This is a genomic window from Nonomuraea sp. NPDC048826 (genome assembly GCF_043198225.1).
GTDB lineage: Bacteria > Actinomycetota > Actinomycetes > Streptosporangiales > Streptosporangiaceae > Nonomuraea.
Genome location: NZ_JBICUQ010000003.1, coordinates 657,300 through 673,628 on the forward strand (window position 1 = coordinate 657,300; position 16,329 = coordinate 673,628).

Here is a 16,329-nt window from a genome sequence, read left to right on the forward strand (position 1 = left end):
ACATCCAAGAATCGTCGAGCATTATAGGTCCCGCCCTCGACGGATCGGAGCGCGCCTTGACCGACACCGCTGAAACCGCGCCGGTGGTCCGCTTCGCGACCTCGCCCGACCGTTACCGGCACTGGAGCGTCGAGGTCGACGGGCCGGTGGCGACCGTCACGCTCCGCGTCGACGAGCACGGCGGCCTCGTCCCCGGCTACGAGCTCAAGATGAACTCCTACGACCTGGGCGTCGACATCGAGCTGTACGACGTCGTCCAGCGGTTGCGCTTCGAGCACCCGGGCGTCAAGGCGGTCGTGCTCACCGGCGGGCTCGACCGGATGTTCTGCGCCGGGGCCAACATCCGGATGCTCGCCCGGTCCAGCCACGCGTGGAAGGTCAACTTCTGCAAGTTCACCAACGAGACCCGCAACGGCATCGAGGACGCCACCGAGCACTCCGGCCAGACCTGGATCGCCGCGCTCAACGGCACCGCCGCGGGCGGCGGCTACGAGCTGGCGCTCGCCTGCGACCAGATCGTCCTGGTCGACGACGGGTCCTCCACCGTGTCCCTGCCGGAGGTGCCGCTGCTGGGCGTGCTCCCGGGCACCGGCGGCCTGACCCGGGTCGTGGACAAGCGGCACGTGCGCAGGGACCGCGCCGACCTGTTCGCCACCAGGGCCGAGGGCTTCCGCGGCCGCACCGCCGTCGAGTGGGGCCTGGTCGACGCCACCGTGCCGCGCGGCGGCCTCGCCGACGAGGTGGCCGCGCGGGCGGCGGCGGCCGTGGCCGCGTCCCTGCGGCCCTCCGAGGCACAGGGCGTGACCCTGACCCCGCTCGACCGCAAGGACGACGGCGACGCCATCACCTACCCCCACCTGTCCGCGCGCGCCGACCGGGCCGCCCGCCTGGTCGAGATCACCGTCGAGGCCCCGCACGACGCGCCGCCCGCCGACCCGGCTGCCCAGGGCGCCGGCTACTGGCCGCTCGCCGTCACCCGCGCCCTCGACGACCTGATCCTGCACCTGCGCACCAACGAGCCGGAGCTGGGCATCTGGGTGCTGCGCGCGACCGGCGACCCCGCCCGCGTCCTGGCCTACGACGCCCAGCTGCGCGAGCTGGCCGGCGACTGGTTCGTCAACGAGGTGCGCCACTACTACAAGCGCACGCTCAAGCGCCTCGACGTCACCAGCCGCAGCCTCATCGCCGTCATCGAGCCCGGCACCGCCTTCGCCGGCCTGCTCGCCGAGCTCGCCCTGGCCGCCGACCGGCAGTACATGCTGGAAGGCGTCTACGAGGACCGCGACGACGACGCCGACCCCGCCACCGTCACGCTCACCCCGTCCAACGACGGCGACTACCCGATGGGCAACGGCCTGTCCCGCCTCCAGTCCCGCTTCTGGGGCGACGACGACGCACTCGCCGCCGCCCGCGCCCGGCTGGGCGAGCCGCTGGAGGCGGCCGAGGCGGCCGGGCTGGGCCTGGTCACGATGGCGCTCGACGACCTCGACTTCGAGGAGGAGCTGCGCATCGTGCTGGAGGAGCGGGCTTCGCTGTCGCCCGACGCGCTGACCGGCATGGAGGCCAACCACCGCTTCGCCGGCCCCGAGACGATGGAGACCAAGATCTTCGGCCGGCTCACCGCCTGGCAGAATTGGATTTTCATCCGCCCGAACGCCTCCGGCCCCGACGGCGCCCTGCGCCGCTACGGGACCGGCCGCAAGGGCGACTACGACCGCAAGCGGGTATGACCTTCAAGGGAAGCGACGGCCATGATCGACGGCATGCCTCTCATCGACGCGCACGTCCACGTGCCGCTGCTCGGCACGGTGAAGCCGGCCTGGCTCGGCTGGGCCCGCGACTTCGGCGCCGACGGCGTCATCGACCAGGTCTGGGACGCCGAGGGCCGGCCGCGTCCCGACCGCCTCGACGAGCTCTTCGCCGCCCAGGGGGTGGACGTCGCGCTGCTGTTCTGCGAGTACAGCCCCAAGGCCACCGGCATGCAGGTCTTCGAGGAACTGCTGCCGATCGTCGAGCACAACCCGGCCCGCTTCCGCCCGGTCGCCAACGTCAACCCGCACCTGCACTTCCCCCTGGCCGACGAGGTGCGGCGGCAGCTCGACCTGGGCGCCGCCGCGCTCAAGCTGCACCCGGTGCACGGCGGCTTCCGCTGCGACGACGCCGCCCTCTACCCGGCCTACCACCTGTTGGAGGAGCGCGGCGTGCCGCTGGTGGTGCACTGCGGCACCAGCTCGTTCCCCGGCGCCGCCAACGAGCACGCCGACCCCGCCTTCCTCATCCCGGTGGTCCGCGACTTCCCCGGCCTGAACGTGGTGCTCGCGCACGGCGGCCGGGGCTGGTGGTACGACGCCGCCGCCTTCCTGGCGCTCACCAACGACACCGTCTGGCTGGAGCTGTCCGGCCTGCCGCCCAAGCGGCTGCCCGAGTACTACGCCCGCTACGACCTCACCCGGCTCGCCGGTAAGTGGATCTTCGGCACCGACTGGCCGGGCGTCCCCGGCACGGCCGCCAACGCCCGCGCCATCGCCGGGCTGCTCCCCGCCGACGTGGCCGCGGCCGTGCTCGGCGGCAACGCCATGAAGGTGTACGCCGGACTACGGGCTTGAGAGCACCCCCGAGGCGTGCGCCCGCAGCTCCACCCGGCGGATCTTGCCGGTGGCGGTGGTCGGCATGGCGTCCACGAACACCACCCGGCGGGGCCGCTTGAACGACGGCAGCCCCTCCTTGCAGAACTCGATCAGCTCGTCCTCCGCCACGGCCGCCGTGACGACCACGTACGCGACCGGCTTCTCCAGCCCGTCGCCGTCGGTCGCGGCCACCACCACGGCCTGGGCGACCGCCGGATGCGTCATCAGCCGGGCCTCCACCTCGGCGGGCGACACCCAGATGCCGCCGGCCTTGAGCATGTCGCCGCTGCGGCCCAGGCAGCTGTAGTAGCCGTCGGCGTCGCGCACGTAGGTGTCGCCGGTGCGCAGCCACTCGCCCTGGAACACCTGGCGGGAGGCGGCGTAGCGGGACCAGTAGCCGGTCGCCGCCGAGTCGCCCCGCACGAACAGCGTCCCCGGCGTGCCCGGCGGGACCTCCTGCCCCGCCTCGTCCAGGATGCGCAGCTCGTAACCGGGCACCGCCACCCCGGTGGTGCCGGGCCGCACCCGCCCCTCCTGGTTGGACAGGAAGATGTGCAGCATCTCGGTCATGCCGATGCCGTCGAGGATGTCGACCCCGAAATGGCCCGTCCACCGGTGGTAGAGCGCGGCGGGCAGCGCCTCGCCCGCCGAGGCCGCCAGCCGCACCCCGCCGAGCGCCTTGGCGGGCAGGTCGGCCCTGAGCATGGCCGCGAAGAACGACGGCCCGGCGAAGAACAGCGTCGCCCCGTACTCCGCCGCCCGTTCGGCCAGCAGGTCGGGCCTGGACGGGGTCGGCTCCAGGATCGCCGCCGCGCCGGCGGAGAGCGGGAACAGCACCGAGTTGCCCAGGCCGTAGGCGAAGAACGCCTTGGCCGCCGAGAGGCACCGGTCGCCGGGCAGGATGCCCAGGACCTGAGACCCGTACGTCTCGCAGACCACCTGGACGGCTCCGTGCCGGTGCATGGCGGCCTTGGGCGAGCCGGTGGTGCCCGAGGTGTAGAGCCAGAACGCGGGGGAGTCGGCCGAGGTGGGGTAGGGCTCGCCCGCGGCCGCGGGCCCGGACAGCTCCGCCACCGCGTGGACCGGCAGCGATGTCCCGACCTCCGCGCCCCCGCTCGCGAGCACCCCGGTGACGGAGGGCGCGTCGGCGAGCGCACCGGCCGCCGTCGCGGCGTACTCCGGGCTGACCGCCAGCAGCGTCGCGCGCGAGTCGCGGAGCAGTTCGGCCAGGCCGTCGGCGTGCAGCATCGTCGAGACGGGCACCGGGATCGCGCCGATCCGCAACCCGGCCAGATACAGCGTGACCAGGTCGGGCGAGTCGGCCATGAACAGCACCAGCCGCTGCTCGGGCAGCAGCCCGAGCCGGCGCAGCCCGGCCGCCGCGCGCACGACCCGGTCGTGCAGCCCGGCGTAGGCGAGGTCGCCGGCCGGGCCGGTCAGCGCGAGCCGGTCGCCGTCGCCTGCGGCGAGGCGGCGGTCGAGCAGGTAGACGGAGGCGTTGAACGATTCACTCATGTGCGGCCGTCCGGGTCGGTGGGGGGAGCCGTGACCGCACTCTACAGATCGCTATGCCGACGTCAATAGTTTGTAGCCTGTTCTAGCCTTCCGCGACCTCGATCGCGGCCCCCGGGCAGACCGCCGCCGCCTCGCGGACCGCGGCGTGCCGCTCCTCGCCCGGCTCGGCGTCCAGCAGGACGACGATGCCGTCCTCGTCCCGCTGGTCGAACACCTCCGGCGCGAGCAGCACGCACTGGCCGGCGCCGCAGCAGCTGTCCTGGTCGACGATGACCTTCATGGGATCTCCCTCTCGGCTCTCGGGTTACCAGCGGACCGGGACCGTGCGCAGGCCGCCCACGGCCAGCCCCTCCACGCGCTCCAGCCGCGCGGCGGGCACCGCCAGGTCCAGCGACGGCAGCTTGCGCAGCAGCACCTCCAGCACGACCTGCAGCTCGGTGCGGGCCAGCGCCTGCCCCAGGCACGAGTGCGCGCCGGAGCCGAACGCCAGGTGCGGGTTCGGCCTGCGGGCCAGGTCCAGCTCGCCGGCCGCGTCGAAGGCGCTCTCGTCGCGGTTGGCCGCCGCCATGCTGCACACCACGGTGGTCCCCCTGGGCAGGCGGACGCCGCTGACCTCGGTCTCCTCGCGCAGGTAGCGCGGCAGGCCGAAGCCGGAGTTGGCGTCCATCCGCAGGGTCTCCTCCACCGCGGTACGGATCAGCGACGGGTCCTCCAGCAGCCGCTCCCACCGGGTGCGGTCGGCCAGCAGCATGGCGACCATCTTGCCGATCATGTTGGCCGTGGTCTCGTGCCCGGCCACCAGCAGCGCCATCCCGGTGACCAGCACCTGGAGCTCGGACAGCCCGCCCTCCTCCGGACCGCCCGCCGCGATCAGCTCACTGAGCAGGTCGTCGCCCGGCTCGGCGCGCTTGGCCGCGACGTGGGCGGACATGTAGGCGAAGAAGTCCTGCTGGGCCGCGTCGATCTCGGCCTTCTCGTACCGGGTGAGGTTGAGCAGCGTGTCGGACCAGTACGCGAACCGCTCGCGGTCCTCGGCCGGCACGCCCAGCATGTCGCAGATCACGTACACCGGGAGCGGGAAGCTCAGGTCGGCCCGCAGGTCGCCGGGGGCGCCGTGCTTGACCATGGCGTCGACGAGCTGCTCGGCGATCTCCGTCATCGCGGGCCGCAGGGCGGCCATCCGCTTGGCGGTGAACCACCGGCCGACCAGGCGCCGCCAGTGCTGGTGCTCGTCGCCGCCGTCCGGGATGATCTGCGCCATCTCGCTGTTGAACAGCCCGCCGTCGTCGGTGGCCGACAGCCGGGCCGCGTCGGGCGCGTTGAGCAGCCGGGTGAAACGCGGGTCGGCGAGCACCTGCTTGACGTCCTCGTACCTGGTCAGCAGCGTGGCCTGGTCGCCGCTGGGCAGTCTCACGTGCGCCACCGGGCATTCCGCGCGCAGCTCGGCCCACTCCTTCGGCGGGTCCAGCGGGGCGTCGCTCGGGATGGGGTAGCTCAGGTCCTGCTTCATGGCGGCATCTCCTCCGTACGGATGACTAATCAGGGCATGTCAGGCGAGTTCCCGTTGCCTCAGCAGGCGGGCCTGTTTGGGCATGTTCCAGCCGAGGACGCCGGTGACCCGGCCGTTCTCGCGGTACAGGGCGGTGAACCGGTGCTCCGCGGGGTCGCCCTCGGCGATGCTCAGCTCGGCCGACGGGGAGGGCAGGCCGTGCGCCTGGATCTTGACGTCGTACTGGTCGGTCCAGAAGTACGGGATCGGCACGTACGGGCGATCCGCGCCGAGCAGGTTGGCCGCGACCACCTGGGCCTGCTCGGTGGCGTTGGTGCGGTTCTCCAGCCGCAGCCGCCTGGCGAGCCCCTCGTGCCAGAAGGACGCCACGTCGCCGACGGCGTAGACCCCGTCGGCGGCGCGGCAGCGCGCGTCGCACGCCACCCCGTCGCCCAGGACCAGCCCGCTGCCTTCCAGCCAGCCGATGGCCGGGCGGCAGCCGACGGCCACCACCACCGCGTCGGCGGGCAGCACCTCGCCGGTGAGCAGCCGCACCCCCGTGACCCGCCCGGCGTCCACCGCCAGCCCGGCCACCTGGACGCCGAGCCGCAGCCGGACCCCGTGGCCGGCGTGCGTGCGGGTGATCAGCTCACCCACCTCGGCGCCGACCTGCGCGCCCAGCAGCGTGGACCCCAGCCCGGCGAGCGTGACGTCCAGGCCCATGCCGCGCGCGGTCGCGGCGATCTCCGCGCCCAGCGCCCCCTCGCCCACGACCACCAGCCGCGGGCCCCGCAGCAGGTGCGCGCGCAGGGCGACGGCGTCGTCCATGCCGCGCACCACGTACACGCCCGCCGTGCCGTCCTGACCGGGCAGCCGCGCCGGGGTGAGGCCGGTGGCGATCACCACCGCCTCCGCGTTCAGCACGCGCCCGGACACGGTGGTGACGGCCCGCGTCTCCGCGTCGAAGCCGGCGGCCGGCTCGCCCAGGATCATCTCGGCGTCCAGCGCCTCCAGCCGCGCCACGTCCCGCAGCCGGGCCCGGACAGGCTCCCAGACACCGGCCAGGACCTGCTTCGACAGCGGCGGCCGGTCATAGGGGAAGCGGGGCTCGGCGTCCAGCATCGTCAACCGGCCCCGGTAACCGAGCCGGCGCAGCGCCTCGGCCGTGCTCAGACCGGCGGCGGAGGCGCCCACGATCAGAATGTCGCCGGGTGGGCTCACAGGACCACTCGTGACACGGGAGACGGCATCGATGGCGGTCCTTCCCTTCGTCCACTCCTTCGCACGTTACCCTACACATGTAGGTAATCCTGCACTTGTAGTCAGCGAGTACAGTGAGGGCGTGGCCCTGACCTCCGCGAACATCCCCGGCGACCGCCGGGTGCGCCGCACCCAGGCGGCCCTGGCGCGGGCGCTGATCCAGCTCGTCGCCGAGCGCGACCTGTCCCGCGTCACCGTCGCCGACGTGGCCCAGCGCGCCGAGGTCAGCCGCTCGACCTTCTACGACCACTACCGCGACGTCCACGAGCTGGCCGAGTCCGCCTGCACCGCGATGATCGACCAGCTGATCGAGTCGCTGCCCAGCCCCCGCCCCGGCACCGCCGACCCCGGCCCGGAGGCGACCCGGTCACTGGAGCAGTTCTTCACCAGCCTCGAAGGGCACGCCGGTCTCTACCGCGCCCTGCTGGGGCCGCAGGGCAGCGCCCGCGTCACCGACCACATCCGCCGCCGCTGCACCGCCGCCATCCATACCCACCTGCACGGCGGCTCGTCGCCGGACGAGCACGACGTCCCCGCCGCCTTCACCGCCGGGGCCCTCATCAGCGTGGCCGCCGACTGGCTCCAGCGCGGCTGCCCTCGCACCTCCGCCGAGATGGCCGCGCTCACCTGGCCCCTCATCGGGGCGCTGCACCACCTCGACGCCCCCGTCCCGGCGGAGTGACGGCTGTCAGCGGGAGTCCGGCCGGGCCCGCCACAGCAGATAGACGAAGTACGGCGTGCCGATCAACGCCGTCACCAGCCCCGCCGGCACCTGCGCCGGCGCGATCACCGTACGGCCGAGCGTGTCGGCGAGGCTGACCAGCAGCGCCCCGAGCAGCGCCGCCACCGGCAGCACCCGGTTGTGATGGGCCCCGACCAGGGCGCGGGCCGCGTGCGGCGCGACCAGGCCGACGAAGCCGACCACCCCGACCGCCGACACCGCCGTGGACGTGAGCAGCACGGCGCAGGCCAGCGCGGTCAGCCGCACCGGCTCCAGCGGCACGCCCAGGACCCGCGGCGTGTCCTCGTCCAGCGACAGCAGGTCGAGGTCCCGGCGCAGCCACGCCAGCAGCGGCACCGTGATCAGCAGAGCGAGCGCGACCGGGATGAGCTGGGCCGGGACTCGCCCGTACGTGGAACCGGAGAGCCAGGTCAGCGCCTTGGCCGTGTTCCACGGGTCGGACTGCACGATGATCAGGACGGTGATGGCGACGCACGCGTACTGCACGCCCACCCCGATCAGGACCAGCCGGTCGGAGCTCAGCCCGCCACGCCACGACAGCCCGTAGACCAGGGCGAAGGCGATCAGCGCGCCCGTGCCTGCCGCCGCCGACATGGACCAGATCCCGGCCATCGGCGCCAGCGTGAGCAGCGAGATCGCGCCCACCCCGGCCCCTGCGGTCACGCCCAGCACGCCGGGCTCGGCGAGCGGATTGCGGCACACCGCCTGCACCGCGGCCCCCGCCACCGCGAGCGCGACCCCGGCCAGCGCGGCGGCCCCCACCCGCGGCCAGCGCTGGTCGAGCACGAACGTCAGCCCCTTCGCGCTGTGCCCCTGGAGCCAGTTGACCACGTCACCCGTGAGCAGCCACCGGTCGCCGCCCAGCAGGCCCAGCACCAGCGCCCCCACGAGCAGCGCCACCCCGGCGGCGACCATGACGAGGAAGGCGGTCCGTGACCGCGCGGCGCCCGTGCGCGCCTCCGGCGGCCGGCGGGTCGGCCCCGCGTCCCGATAGCGGCGGGCCAGCCAGATCATCACCGCCGCGCCCAGCACCGTGGTCATGACGCCGGGCGGCACCTCCACCCCGGCCTGCGCGCCCAGCACGGCCCGCAGCGCGATGTCGGACGCCAGCACGACCAGCGCCCCGGCCACCCCCGACAACGGCAGCATGGTCCGGCTCCGGTGCAGGCCGGGAATGGACTTCGGGAGCAGCCGCACGATCACCGGCGCGCACAGCCCGACGAACCCGATCGGCCCCGCGATCGTCACCGCCGCGGCCGCCAGCAGCACCGCCAGCATGATCAGCCACAGCCGCAGCCGCCGCACGTTCACCCCGAGCACGGTGGCGGTGTCGTCGCCCAGGCCGAGGATGTCGAGCCGGGGCCCGGCCAGCACGGCCACCCCCAGGCCCGCCAGGATCACCGGCCCGAGCTGGGTGACCGCGGTCAGGTCGCTCTGCACGAGCGAGCCGCTGCCCCACGCGTACAGCCCGGTCGTCTCCTGTTCGAACAGGATCATGAACAGGTTCGTCAGCGAGCTGAGCGCCATCGCGGACGCCGACCCGGCCAGGATCAACCGCGTTGTCCCGGTACGTCCGCCCGCCGACAACGTCAGCACCAGCGCCGCGGCGGCCAGACCGCCGACCAGCGCCAGCGCGCCGGAGATCGGCACCGGCAGCGCCAGCCCGGCCACGCTCGCCACGACGACCGCCAGGTAGGCGCCCGCGCTGACGGCCAGCGTGTCCGGCGAGGCCATCGCGTTGCGCGCGATCGCCTGCAGCAGCGCGCCCGCCACGCCCAGCGCGACGCCCACGGAGATCCCGGCCAGCAGCCGCGGCAGCCGGGAGGCCAGCAGCACCCGGGCCGCCTCGTCGCTGCCGCCGAACGGCAGGGCCAGCAGATCGAACGCGCCGACCGTCGAGGTGCCCTGCGTCACATGAACGGCGGCCACCAGCACGGTGACCGCCACAGCCAGAAGGAAGACCCCGGCGGTGCCCAGCCGCCGCAGCGGCGTCTCGGGCGGTGCCGGGGTCAGGAGGTCCGTGCTCAACCGGTGAACGCCTTCACCAGAGCGTCGGCGTACTGCTGACCGGAGAGCGGGCCGCCGAAGGTCCAGATGCCGTTGGGCATCTTGACGACCTGCTGCTTCTCCACGAACGGCAGCGACTTCCAGATGGCGTTCTTGTGCAGGCCGTCGGCGAACACGTCGTCGCCGTCGGAGGCGTTGTAGAAGAAGCGGGTCTCCGGGTCCTTGAGCGCGGTCAGGCCCTCGACGTCGGTGGTGCCGAGACCCCAGTCGCCGTCGACCTTGCCGGTCCACGCGTTCTTCAGCCCGAGCTGCTCGGCCACGTCGGAGACGAGCGCGCCCTTGCCGAACAGGCGGATCGAGATCGTGCTGCCCTGCCGCCAGCCGTCGGCGATCACGAACGGCTTGCCCGCGCCGCCGGCCGCGGCGATCTTCTCCTTGCCCTGGGCCAGCGCCGCGTCGAAGTCGCTCAGCAGCTTGGCGGCCTCGTCGGTCTTGCCGACCGCCGTCGCGATCATGTTGAGGTCCTCGCGCATGCGGTCGAGGTTGCGGGAGGCGTCACTGCCCTTGGCCACCAGCACCGGCGCGACCTTCTCCAGCTGGGCGGCCAGCTCGACGTCGTCGGACTCCATGATCACCAGATCGGGCTCGAGCGCGCTGATCGAGTCGACGCTGGGCTCCTGCCGCATGCCGACGTCCTTGACCGAGTCGTCGAGCTTGACGGCGGTGTCCCAGACGGCGAAGCCCTTGGTGTCGGCCGCGCCCACCGGCATCACGCCGAGGCTGACCAGCATCTCGGTCTCGCCCCACTCCAGGCTGACGACCCGGGTGGCCGGCTTGTCGAGCGTGACCTCCTTGCCCCGGCTGTCCTTCACGGTGATCGGGGCCGCCGACGGCTCCGCGCTCGCGGACGCGGCCTGCTCGGTCACGGGCGCCTCTGTTGTGCCGCAGGCGGCGAGGACGACGATGGCGGCGATTGCCGTCAGGGCACTGCGCATGGTTGTTCCTGTCATGTCGTTGCGGTGAAGCTCTTGCTGTGCCGGCCGATCGGCCGGGTGGTCACGGCTCCCGACACCGGGTCGTGGCTGACCTCGATGCGGATCCCGTACGTGTCAGTGAGCAGGTCCTCGGTGAGGACCTGCGCGGGCGGGCCGTCGGCGCGGACCCGCCCCTGATGGAGGAGTACGACGTAGTCGGCGATCTCGGCGGCCTGGTTGAGGTCGTGCAGCACGACCCCGATCGCCACCGCGTGCTCGTCGGCCAGATCGCGGACGAGCTCCAGCAGCTCCACCTGGTAACGCAGGTCGAGGAACGTGGTCGGCTCGTCCAGCAGCAGGACACCGGTGTCCTGGGCCAGGCAGGTGGCCATCCAGACGCGCTGCAGCTCGCCACCGGACAGCTCGTCGACCGGCCGCTCGGCCATCGCCGTCACACCGGTCAGCTCCATCGCCCTGGCGACCGCCGCGGGGCCGTCCGGATCCGCGGCCTTCCAGCGCTTCCGGTACGGGTGCCGCCCGTACCCGACGACGTCCGCCACCCGCACCCCGCCGGGCGTGGGCCGGCTCTGCGCCAGCAGCGTCACCCGCCGCGCGAAGTCCCGCGCGGACAGGCCGAGCGCGTCGGCGCCGTCGCCCAGCGTCACCGCCCCGCTGTCGGGCCGGTGCAGCCTGGCCAGCGCGCGCAGCAGCGTCGACTTCCCGCTGCCGTTCGGGCCGACGAGGGCAGTCACACGGCCCGGCCGCAGCGCGAGGCCGCCGTCGTGCACCACGGTGGTCCCGTGGTAACTCAGGCACAGCTCCGCCCCGCGGAGGGAGATCTCCTCGGTCATGGCAATAAGGTTAGGCTAACCTTGCTGATCGCGCTACGGCGGGATCGGCTTTGTGGCATGTGAGGATCTCCACAGCGCCAGACCGGCTTGGCATACCAGCCCTGGTGTGATGAACCCGCGCACTCGCCGAACCCGTACAGCCCTCTGACCGATCACGGCGGTGAGGACTGTACGAGGAGGTCGCCATGCCACGACCCACCATGGCGTTACGCGCCGTCATCGCGCTGACCGTCATACCCGCGACCGTCTCCTTGGCGGCCCCCACCACCGACGCCGCGTCGAAGCCGGCCATGATCCGGCTGAGCGCGGACACGCGACCCAAGCCGGAACGGCCCACGCTCGACAAACTCGTGGCACTCGCGGAACGGCGCGGAATCACCCTGGCCCAGGCGATCGACGAGCACGTGACCGAGGCGGCGGGGCGAGGCATCGACGCCGCCACGCTGCCCTACCTCAAGATCGACGATCTGCCGCTGGCCGAACTCGTCGACCTCGAAGACGTGGCCGAGGCCGAAGGCATCACGCACGAACAGGCGATCGACAGATACGGATGGCAGCCCGCCTTCGGCAAGGTGGCCGAAACGCTGCGGAGGGCGTACCCGGACGCGATCACCACGGCCTCCATCTCCCAGGACGGACGCGGCGCGCGCCTCGCCTTCAAGGGCCCGATCCCGCCGCGGGCGATCACGCTGGCCCGAATGCTGCCGGTCGCGGTGGACCTCGTCGGCGAGACCGGATTCTCCGAGCGGGAGGTGGAGGCGGCGCGCACACGGGCGCTGAAGGCGGTGACCGGGCGGGCCGGGACGGGCGACGTGGGCGCGGAGTACGACGCCGAGAAGGGCACCGTCACCATCGAGGTCGAGGCGCAGGCGACCACGCAGGAGGTCAGGGAGGACCTCGACGAGGTGGCCGGATCCACGCTCCCGGCGGACAGCGAGATCCGCATCGACGTCAAAGTCGTGGACGAGCTCGGCATCGAGCCTCAGGACAAGTACATCCGCGGTGGCGGCCTGCTCGACAACGGGTGCACAGTGGGTTTCGTGGTCAACTACCACGCCACGGCCAACCGGGCGATCTCCACCGCCGGGCACTGCACGGTGCGGCCGACCTACACGTACTACAACCACAGTCGTGACGGCGGCACCACCGTGGTCCGCACCGTCATCAAGCACGAGGGCGGCCAGGGCGACATCGCGCTCTACACCCGCGGATCGCTGACCGCGACGCGCACGTTCTACTACGCGGAGAACCGCAAGCGATACGTCGACGACAGCTCCGGCTTCGCCCCCGGCGTCGGCAGCCAGATCTGTCATTTCGGCAGAGCCACCGGAAAGCATTGCGGACAGGTCTCCGACCGCGACTACTCGTACTACAACGCCGAACGCAAGACGAGGTACGAGCACCTTGTCATGGCGCGCGGAGGGCAGAACTTCTCCGCCAAGGGTGATAGCGGCGGCCCTTGGTACTACGGGAACACGGCGTACGGCATCCACCACGGCGGCTCCCTCAGTCCGCCGAGAACGTGGGGCTTGTTCACGCCGGTCCATCACCTGCGCATGTTCGGCGTGTTCGTCTATCAGCGCTGAGGAGGCGAACGGCACATGAAGATCACCTCAGCTCCGGCGCTCGTCCTGCTGGCCGTCACGGCCTGCGGTGGAGGCCCGGACGGGATCACGCTCGTCGGCCCGGATCCCCAGGTCATCGTCGACGCGCCCAGGGACATCAGCCTGGAGATGAGCATCCCCGGCATCCTCGGCTACGACGCTGAGAGCAAGTGCCTCACCATGACCCTGGAGAGCGGCCACCGAGGGGAGGTCGCGGCCCCGGTGTGGCCCGCCGGCAGCAAACCGGTGATCAAGCAGGGGAAGCGCGGCGTCGAGGTGCCCCACGCCGGCACGATCCTCGAAGGCCAGCGCCTGTACGGGGACGCGTACGCTCCCCACACCGTGGACTCCTTCGACCACCTGGACTTGTCCGACGCGTGCGTGCCGCCCAACCGCGCCTACGTCTACATCACCCCGGACCAGCGTCCCCCGCCCGCGGACCCCTGACCCCTGACCCGTCCTGCCCGGTGGGATCAATGGGGTGCTCTGGACGGCTCGACACACTAGGGTCACGCGTACGAGAACACCAGCCGAGGTGCCCGCACCGGGGGGAGCACCATGAAGACCGGGGAGCGCCATCCAGGCCAGACCGGGAAGGGCCATCCGGACCAGGGGGAGGGCCACCCGGACCAGGGGAAGGGCCATTCAGGCCGGGGGAGCGCCATGAAGAAGGCACCATTACTGGCCGCGGCCCTCGCCGTCTCCGCCTGCGGCACCCAAGGCGTGCTCAGCCAGACCGCCATCGACCAAGCCCTCGGCCAAGGCGCCGATCCAGCCCTGATCTACGTCGTGGACCTGCCCGGGTACGAACTGCAGGAGCAATCCGTCGGCGTGGTCGGCGACGAAGGATTCGGGGCCTTCTACGTCTCACCGGACGGCAAACAGGTACAACTCCGCGTCGACCGCGGCGCCTTCGACGACGCGGCCTGTTGGGAGCGGCCCGTCACCGACACCGATCCCACCGACGCTTCCGTGCGGTGCGTGCGCGACGACGTGGGCTGGTACCGGGAGGCGGCGGGGCGCCACGAGTACATCGCCGTCAAGGGCGACGCCTTCCTCCTCCTGGCCGGGAAGTTCACGGACGTGAACCGAGAGACGCTGAAAACGGCGATAGCCGGCGCCCGCCAGGCAGCCGTCACCGCCACGCCTTCACCGCCACGCACCCCGGTCGAACGCGGCGACCTCCCGACTACTGGCGACGGAGCCCCGAACAACGAGGTGGGACCGGGCGGCTGATCGCCGGCCAAGTTAGGGGGCTGCTGCTCTCGAAGATCGCGGTCGTGTCGAGAACACACTTGTTGATCAGGGTGGAACTGATGAGCGGCGCACCGCTGCAACTCGGACTGCGGCCTACCCGATCTTCGCGGCGGCCCGTGCTACCCCCTTCGGCGATCGACGGCACCTTCGCCCACTGGAGCCGATGTCACCTGCGCATGTTCACCCTCGTTGATAGGGCCATGGCCAGCCCGCTCATCTGCGGTAGGGAAGGCGAGCCTGAGGGCGACACGACGATTATGCGGAAGCCGGTGTCTCCGATGACTTGTCCAGATAGCTCGGCTGGCTGCCAGTGCGCCGGTGCTCGACGAACTCGAGCCCCTACCGTGTTGTCGGTTCCAGATCAGCTTGAGCGATGGCCAATGGTCGCTCTAGGGCGACGTTATCTCTTTGTTATCAAACCATCCTCACTAAATGATGAGATCGGCTGGCAAAGCGGACAGACAGAGACGGATATCGTGAGCGTGTCCTAACGTGTACGAAGCGACACAGATTGTCCCCTGGCTGCTGGAGTGTCTGGCGCTCCACGGTAGAGGAACCAAGAGGGTTCTGGCTGCTTCCGTCCGAGAGTGCGACTTCATTGCGACACTGTGACCTGGATGAATGCAGCAGATGGCTGCAGTTCCTGAGTGCTTGTAGCAAGAGGTAGTTATGTTTCGCTTGTGCTCATGTGAGGCCAAAGCTACTGTATCTACCTACAGGCCTGAGGGGTGTCGAGCGCGAGCACAGGACGGCCTTCCTGCCGAGAAGCCGTGCTGATGGGTCTCTAGACATGAATTTTAAGTCCTGGAAGCTCTGGATTGCCTTCGCTACGGCAGGCGCAGCCGTTGCAGTGAATCTTGCAACCGAGCTGAAGTACAACCTCTTCGCTTGGGTGGCAGTGGTTCTAGTAGTAGTGGTGGGCTGGTGGCTTGAGTCCAAAGCGGATGACAGCGGGGCACACAGGGTGACCGCCTTGGAGAACAAGCAGCTGTCACCGGTATTGCGCTGGGAAGAATGGAACGGGGACGCGCGTCGAACCGTGTCCACCACAAGCGAAAAGGTCGCTACAGAGTTCCTCAGGCGCGCCTATCCTTCGCAAGCCCGGCCTCCCGAGCCCCCTAGGTCGTAGCTTTGGCCGGTATAGATGTGGAGGAAGACCGTCAATGGCGAAATCGCGTTTCCAGTATGTGCTCCCCGAGCATCGGGTTGAGTACGGTGTCGAAGTCGAGATCGACTCCCTCAAGATCGATGAAGAAGCCCAGCGCGGGCTCAACTCCAAGCGAGCGAAGGGTATCGCTGACAGCTTGCTCGTCGATGCCCTGGGCTCAATCGTTGTCTCTGAGCGTGCTGATGGAAATCGGTATGTCGTTGACGGCATGCACCGTACCGAGGCTTGCAAACTTAGAGGGCTTCGGACGATCAAGGCTGAGATTCATTACGGCCTCACTCAGAAGGAGGAGGCGACTCTCTTTCTCATCAAAAACCGGGAGTCGGCTAAGGTAAGCACATTGGATGAGTACAAGGTTGGACTTACAGCTGGAGACACTCTCTGTGTAAGTGTCGATCAAGTGCTGAAAAGTCACGGTCTCGGCCTGGGATCGAGCTCTACTAATAGTGTGGGCGCAGTATCAGCTGTGCTACGCATCACGAGGCAGCATGGGGCTGAGATTCTTGACCGCACCCTTAGAGTGGTTGAGACAGCCTGGGGCAGGGATAAGGAGTCTTGGGATGGTGTCATTCTAGGCGGCGTCGCGATGTTCCTTAGTCGTCATGGATCTGGCATCGATGATGAAGAGCTCGCGAGAAAGATGCTCAAGCGAGGTCTAGCGGCACGTTGGCGGTCCGAGGCTTTGACCCGAGCTTCAAACGGTGGATACAACAACAGTGGTACCGGATCGCGAGAGAGTCAGTGCTATCAGATGGTAGTTGAGAGCTGGAATAAAGGACGAACTGCAGCCAACCGGGTTGGGTGATCTGACGAAAGGCAACTCTGGGCATCTGGG

Annotated in this window: 14 protein-coding genes; 7 read left to right on the plus strand and 7 right to left on the minus strand. The window is 70.6% G+C overall.

Going from position 1 to position 16,329, the window contains the following annotated elements; genetic code table 11:
* Positions 1–56: 56 nt before the first annotated feature.
* Positions 57–1,730: a 2,3-epoxybenzoyl-CoA dihydrolase gene (boxC, locus tag ACGFI7_RS13560; protein WP_393403412.1), complete on the plus strand. Its 1,674-nt coding sequence runs from the start codon at positions 57–59 to the stop codon at positions 1,728–1,730.
* A 33-nt stretch (positions 1,731–1,763) separates the two neighbouring features.
* The gene (locus ACGFI7_RS13565; protein ID WP_393403414.1) at positions 1,764–2,606 is read left to right on the plus strand and encodes an amidohydrolase family protein; all 843 of its coding nucleotides are present in this window, start codon (positions 1,764–1,766) and stop codon (positions 2,604–2,606) included.
* Here the strand turns inward: ACGFI7_RS13565 and ACGFI7_RS13570 are convergent.
* The 4 genes from ACGFI7_RS13570 to ACGFI7_RS13585 all read right to left on the minus strand — a co-directional run bounded on the left by ACGFI7_RS13570 (position 2,595) and on the right by ACGFI7_RS13585 (position 6,852).
* Complete coding sequence (locus ACGFI7_RS13570) at positions 2,595–4,142, minus strand: benzoate-CoA ligase family protein (RefSeq protein WP_393403416.1); 1,548 nt, start codon at positions 4,140–4,142, stop codon at positions 2,595–2,597. The two genes, ACGFI7_RS13565 and ACGFI7_RS13570, sit on opposite strands and share 12 nt — an antisense overlap.
* Before the next feature lie 82 nt (positions 4,143–4,224).
* Complete coding sequence (locus ACGFI7_RS13575) at positions 4,225–4,422, minus strand: ferredoxin (RefSeq protein WP_393403418.1); 198 nt, start codon at positions 4,420–4,422, stop codon at positions 4,225–4,227.
* A gap of 24 nt (positions 4,423–4,446) precedes the next feature.
* Positions 4,447–5,652, minus strand: coding sequence for a cytochrome P450 (locus tag ACGFI7_RS13580; RefSeq protein ID WP_393403421.1), 1,206 nt, complete (start codon positions 5,650–5,652; stop codon positions 4,447–4,449).
* 39 nt (positions 5,653–5,691) lie between these two features.
* Positions 5,692–6,852: an NAD(P)/FAD-dependent oxidoreductase gene (locus ACGFI7_RS13585; protein ID WP_393403423.1), complete on the minus strand. Its 1,161-nt coding sequence runs from the start codon at positions 6,850–6,852 to the stop codon at positions 5,692–5,694.
* A gap of 121 nt (positions 6,853–6,973) precedes the next feature.
* Here ACGFI7_RS13585 and ACGFI7_RS13590 point away from each other — a divergent pair, with 121 nt between their 5' ends.
* Positions 6,974–7,573 carry a TetR/AcrR family transcriptional regulator gene (locus ACGFI7_RS13590; protein WP_393403424.1) on the plus strand — a complete coding sequence of 200 codons (600 nt, stop codon included), beginning with the start codon at positions 6,974–6,976 and terminating at the stop codon, positions 7,571–7,573.
* 6 nt (positions 7,574–7,579) lie between these two features.
* Here the strand turns inward: ACGFI7_RS13590 and ACGFI7_RS13595 are convergent, their stop codons facing one another.
* Genes ACGFI7_RS13595 through ACGFI7_RS13605 form a run of 3 tightly spaced genes read right to left on the minus strand, consistent with a single transcriptional unit; the run spans position 7,580 to position 11,465 of the window.
* Positions 7,580–9,661 carry an iron ABC transporter permease gene (locus tag ACGFI7_RS13595; protein WP_393403426.1) on the minus strand — a complete coding sequence of 694 codons (2,082 nt, stop codon included), beginning with the start codon at positions 9,659–9,661 and terminating at the stop codon, positions 7,580–7,582.
* Positions 9,658–10,635 (minus strand): ABC transporter substrate-binding protein, encoded by a 978-nt coding sequence (locus tag ACGFI7_RS13600; protein ID WP_393403428.1) that lies wholly within the window; start codon positions 10,633–10,635, stop codon positions 9,658–9,660. Before ACGFI7_RS13600 ends, ACGFI7_RS13595 begins: the two co-directional genes overlap by 4 nt.
* Before the next feature lie 11 nt (positions 10,636–10,646).
* Positions 10,647–11,465, minus strand: a complete 819-nt coding sequence (locus ACGFI7_RS13605; protein ID WP_393403431.1) for an ABC transporter ATP-binding protein — start codon at positions 11,463–11,465, stop codon at positions 10,647–10,649.
* A gap of 185 nt (positions 11,466–11,650) precedes the next feature.
* Between ACGFI7_RS13605 and ACGFI7_RS13610 the strand changes: the two genes are divergently transcribed.
* From ACGFI7_RS13610 to ACGFI7_RS13625, 4 genes are all read left to right on the plus strand, one after another.
* Positions 11,651–13,051, plus strand: a complete 1,401-nt coding sequence (locus ACGFI7_RS13610) for a S1 family peptidase (protein WP_393403434.1) — start codon at positions 11,651–11,653, stop codon at positions 13,049–13,051.
* Between the two features lie 15 nt (positions 13,052–13,066).
* Positions 13,067–13,516, plus strand: coding sequence for a hypothetical protein (locus ACGFI7_RS13615; protein WP_393403436.1), 450 nt, complete (start codon positions 13,067–13,069; stop codon positions 13,514–13,516).
* Between the two features lie 216 nt (positions 13,517–13,732).
* A complete protein-coding gene (locus ACGFI7_RS13620) occupies positions 13,733–14,305 on the plus strand; it encodes a hypothetical protein (RefSeq protein WP_393403439.1) in 573 nt (190 codons plus the stop codon).
* 1,184 nt (positions 14,306–15,489) lie between these two features.
* The gene (locus ACGFI7_RS13625) at positions 15,490–16,299 is read left to right on the plus strand and encodes a DUF6551 family protein (protein WP_393403442.1); all 810 of its coding nucleotides are present in this window, start codon (positions 15,490–15,492) and stop codon (positions 16,297–16,299) included.
* Positions 16,300–16,329: the final 30 nt, after the last annotated feature.

Excerpts from the sequence above, each read along its gene's own strand:
- ACGFI7_RS13615 (WP_393403436.1), top strand. The coding sequence starts at position 13,067 with ATGAAGATCACCTCAGCTCCGGCGCTCGTCCTGCTGGCCGTCACGGCC.
- ACGFI7_RS13605 (WP_393403431.1), bottom strand. The coding sequence starts at position 11,465 with ATGACCGAGGAGATCTCCCTCCGCGGGGCGGAGCTGTGCCTGAGTTAC.
- ACGFI7_RS13610 (WP_393403434.1), top strand. The coding sequence starts at position 11,651 with ATGCCACGACCCACCATGGCGTTACGCGCCGTCATCGCGCTGACCGTC.
- ACGFI7_RS13570 (WP_393403416.1), bottom strand. The coding sequence starts at position 4,142 with ATGAGTGAATCGTTCAACGCCTCCGTCTACCTGCTCGACCGCCGCCTC.
- ACGFI7_RS13625 (WP_393403442.1), top strand. The coding sequence starts at position 15,490 with ATGGCGAAATCGCGTTTCCAGTATGTGCTCCCCGAGCATCGGGTTGAG.
- ACGFI7_RS13620 (WP_393403439.1), top strand. The coding sequence starts at position 13,733 with ATGAAGAAGGCACCATTACTGGCCGCGGCCCTCGCCGTCTCCGCCTGC.
- ACGFI7_RS13580 (WP_393403421.1), bottom strand. The coding sequence starts at position 5,652 with ATGAAGCAGGACCTGAGCTACCCCATCCCGAGCGACGCCCCGCTGGAC.
- ACGFI7_RS13565 (WP_393403414.1), top strand. The coding sequence starts at position 1,764 with ATGCCTCTCATCGACGCGCACGTCCACGTGCCGCTGCTCGGCACGGTG.
- ACGFI7_RS13575 (WP_393403418.1), bottom strand. The coding sequence starts at position 4,422 with ATGAAGGTCATCGTCGACCAGGACAGCTGCTGCGGCGCCGGCCAGTGC.
- ACGFI7_RS13600 (WP_393403428.1), bottom strand. The coding sequence starts at position 10,635 with ATGCGCAGTGCCCTGACGGCAATCGCCGCCATCGTCGTCCTCGCCGCC.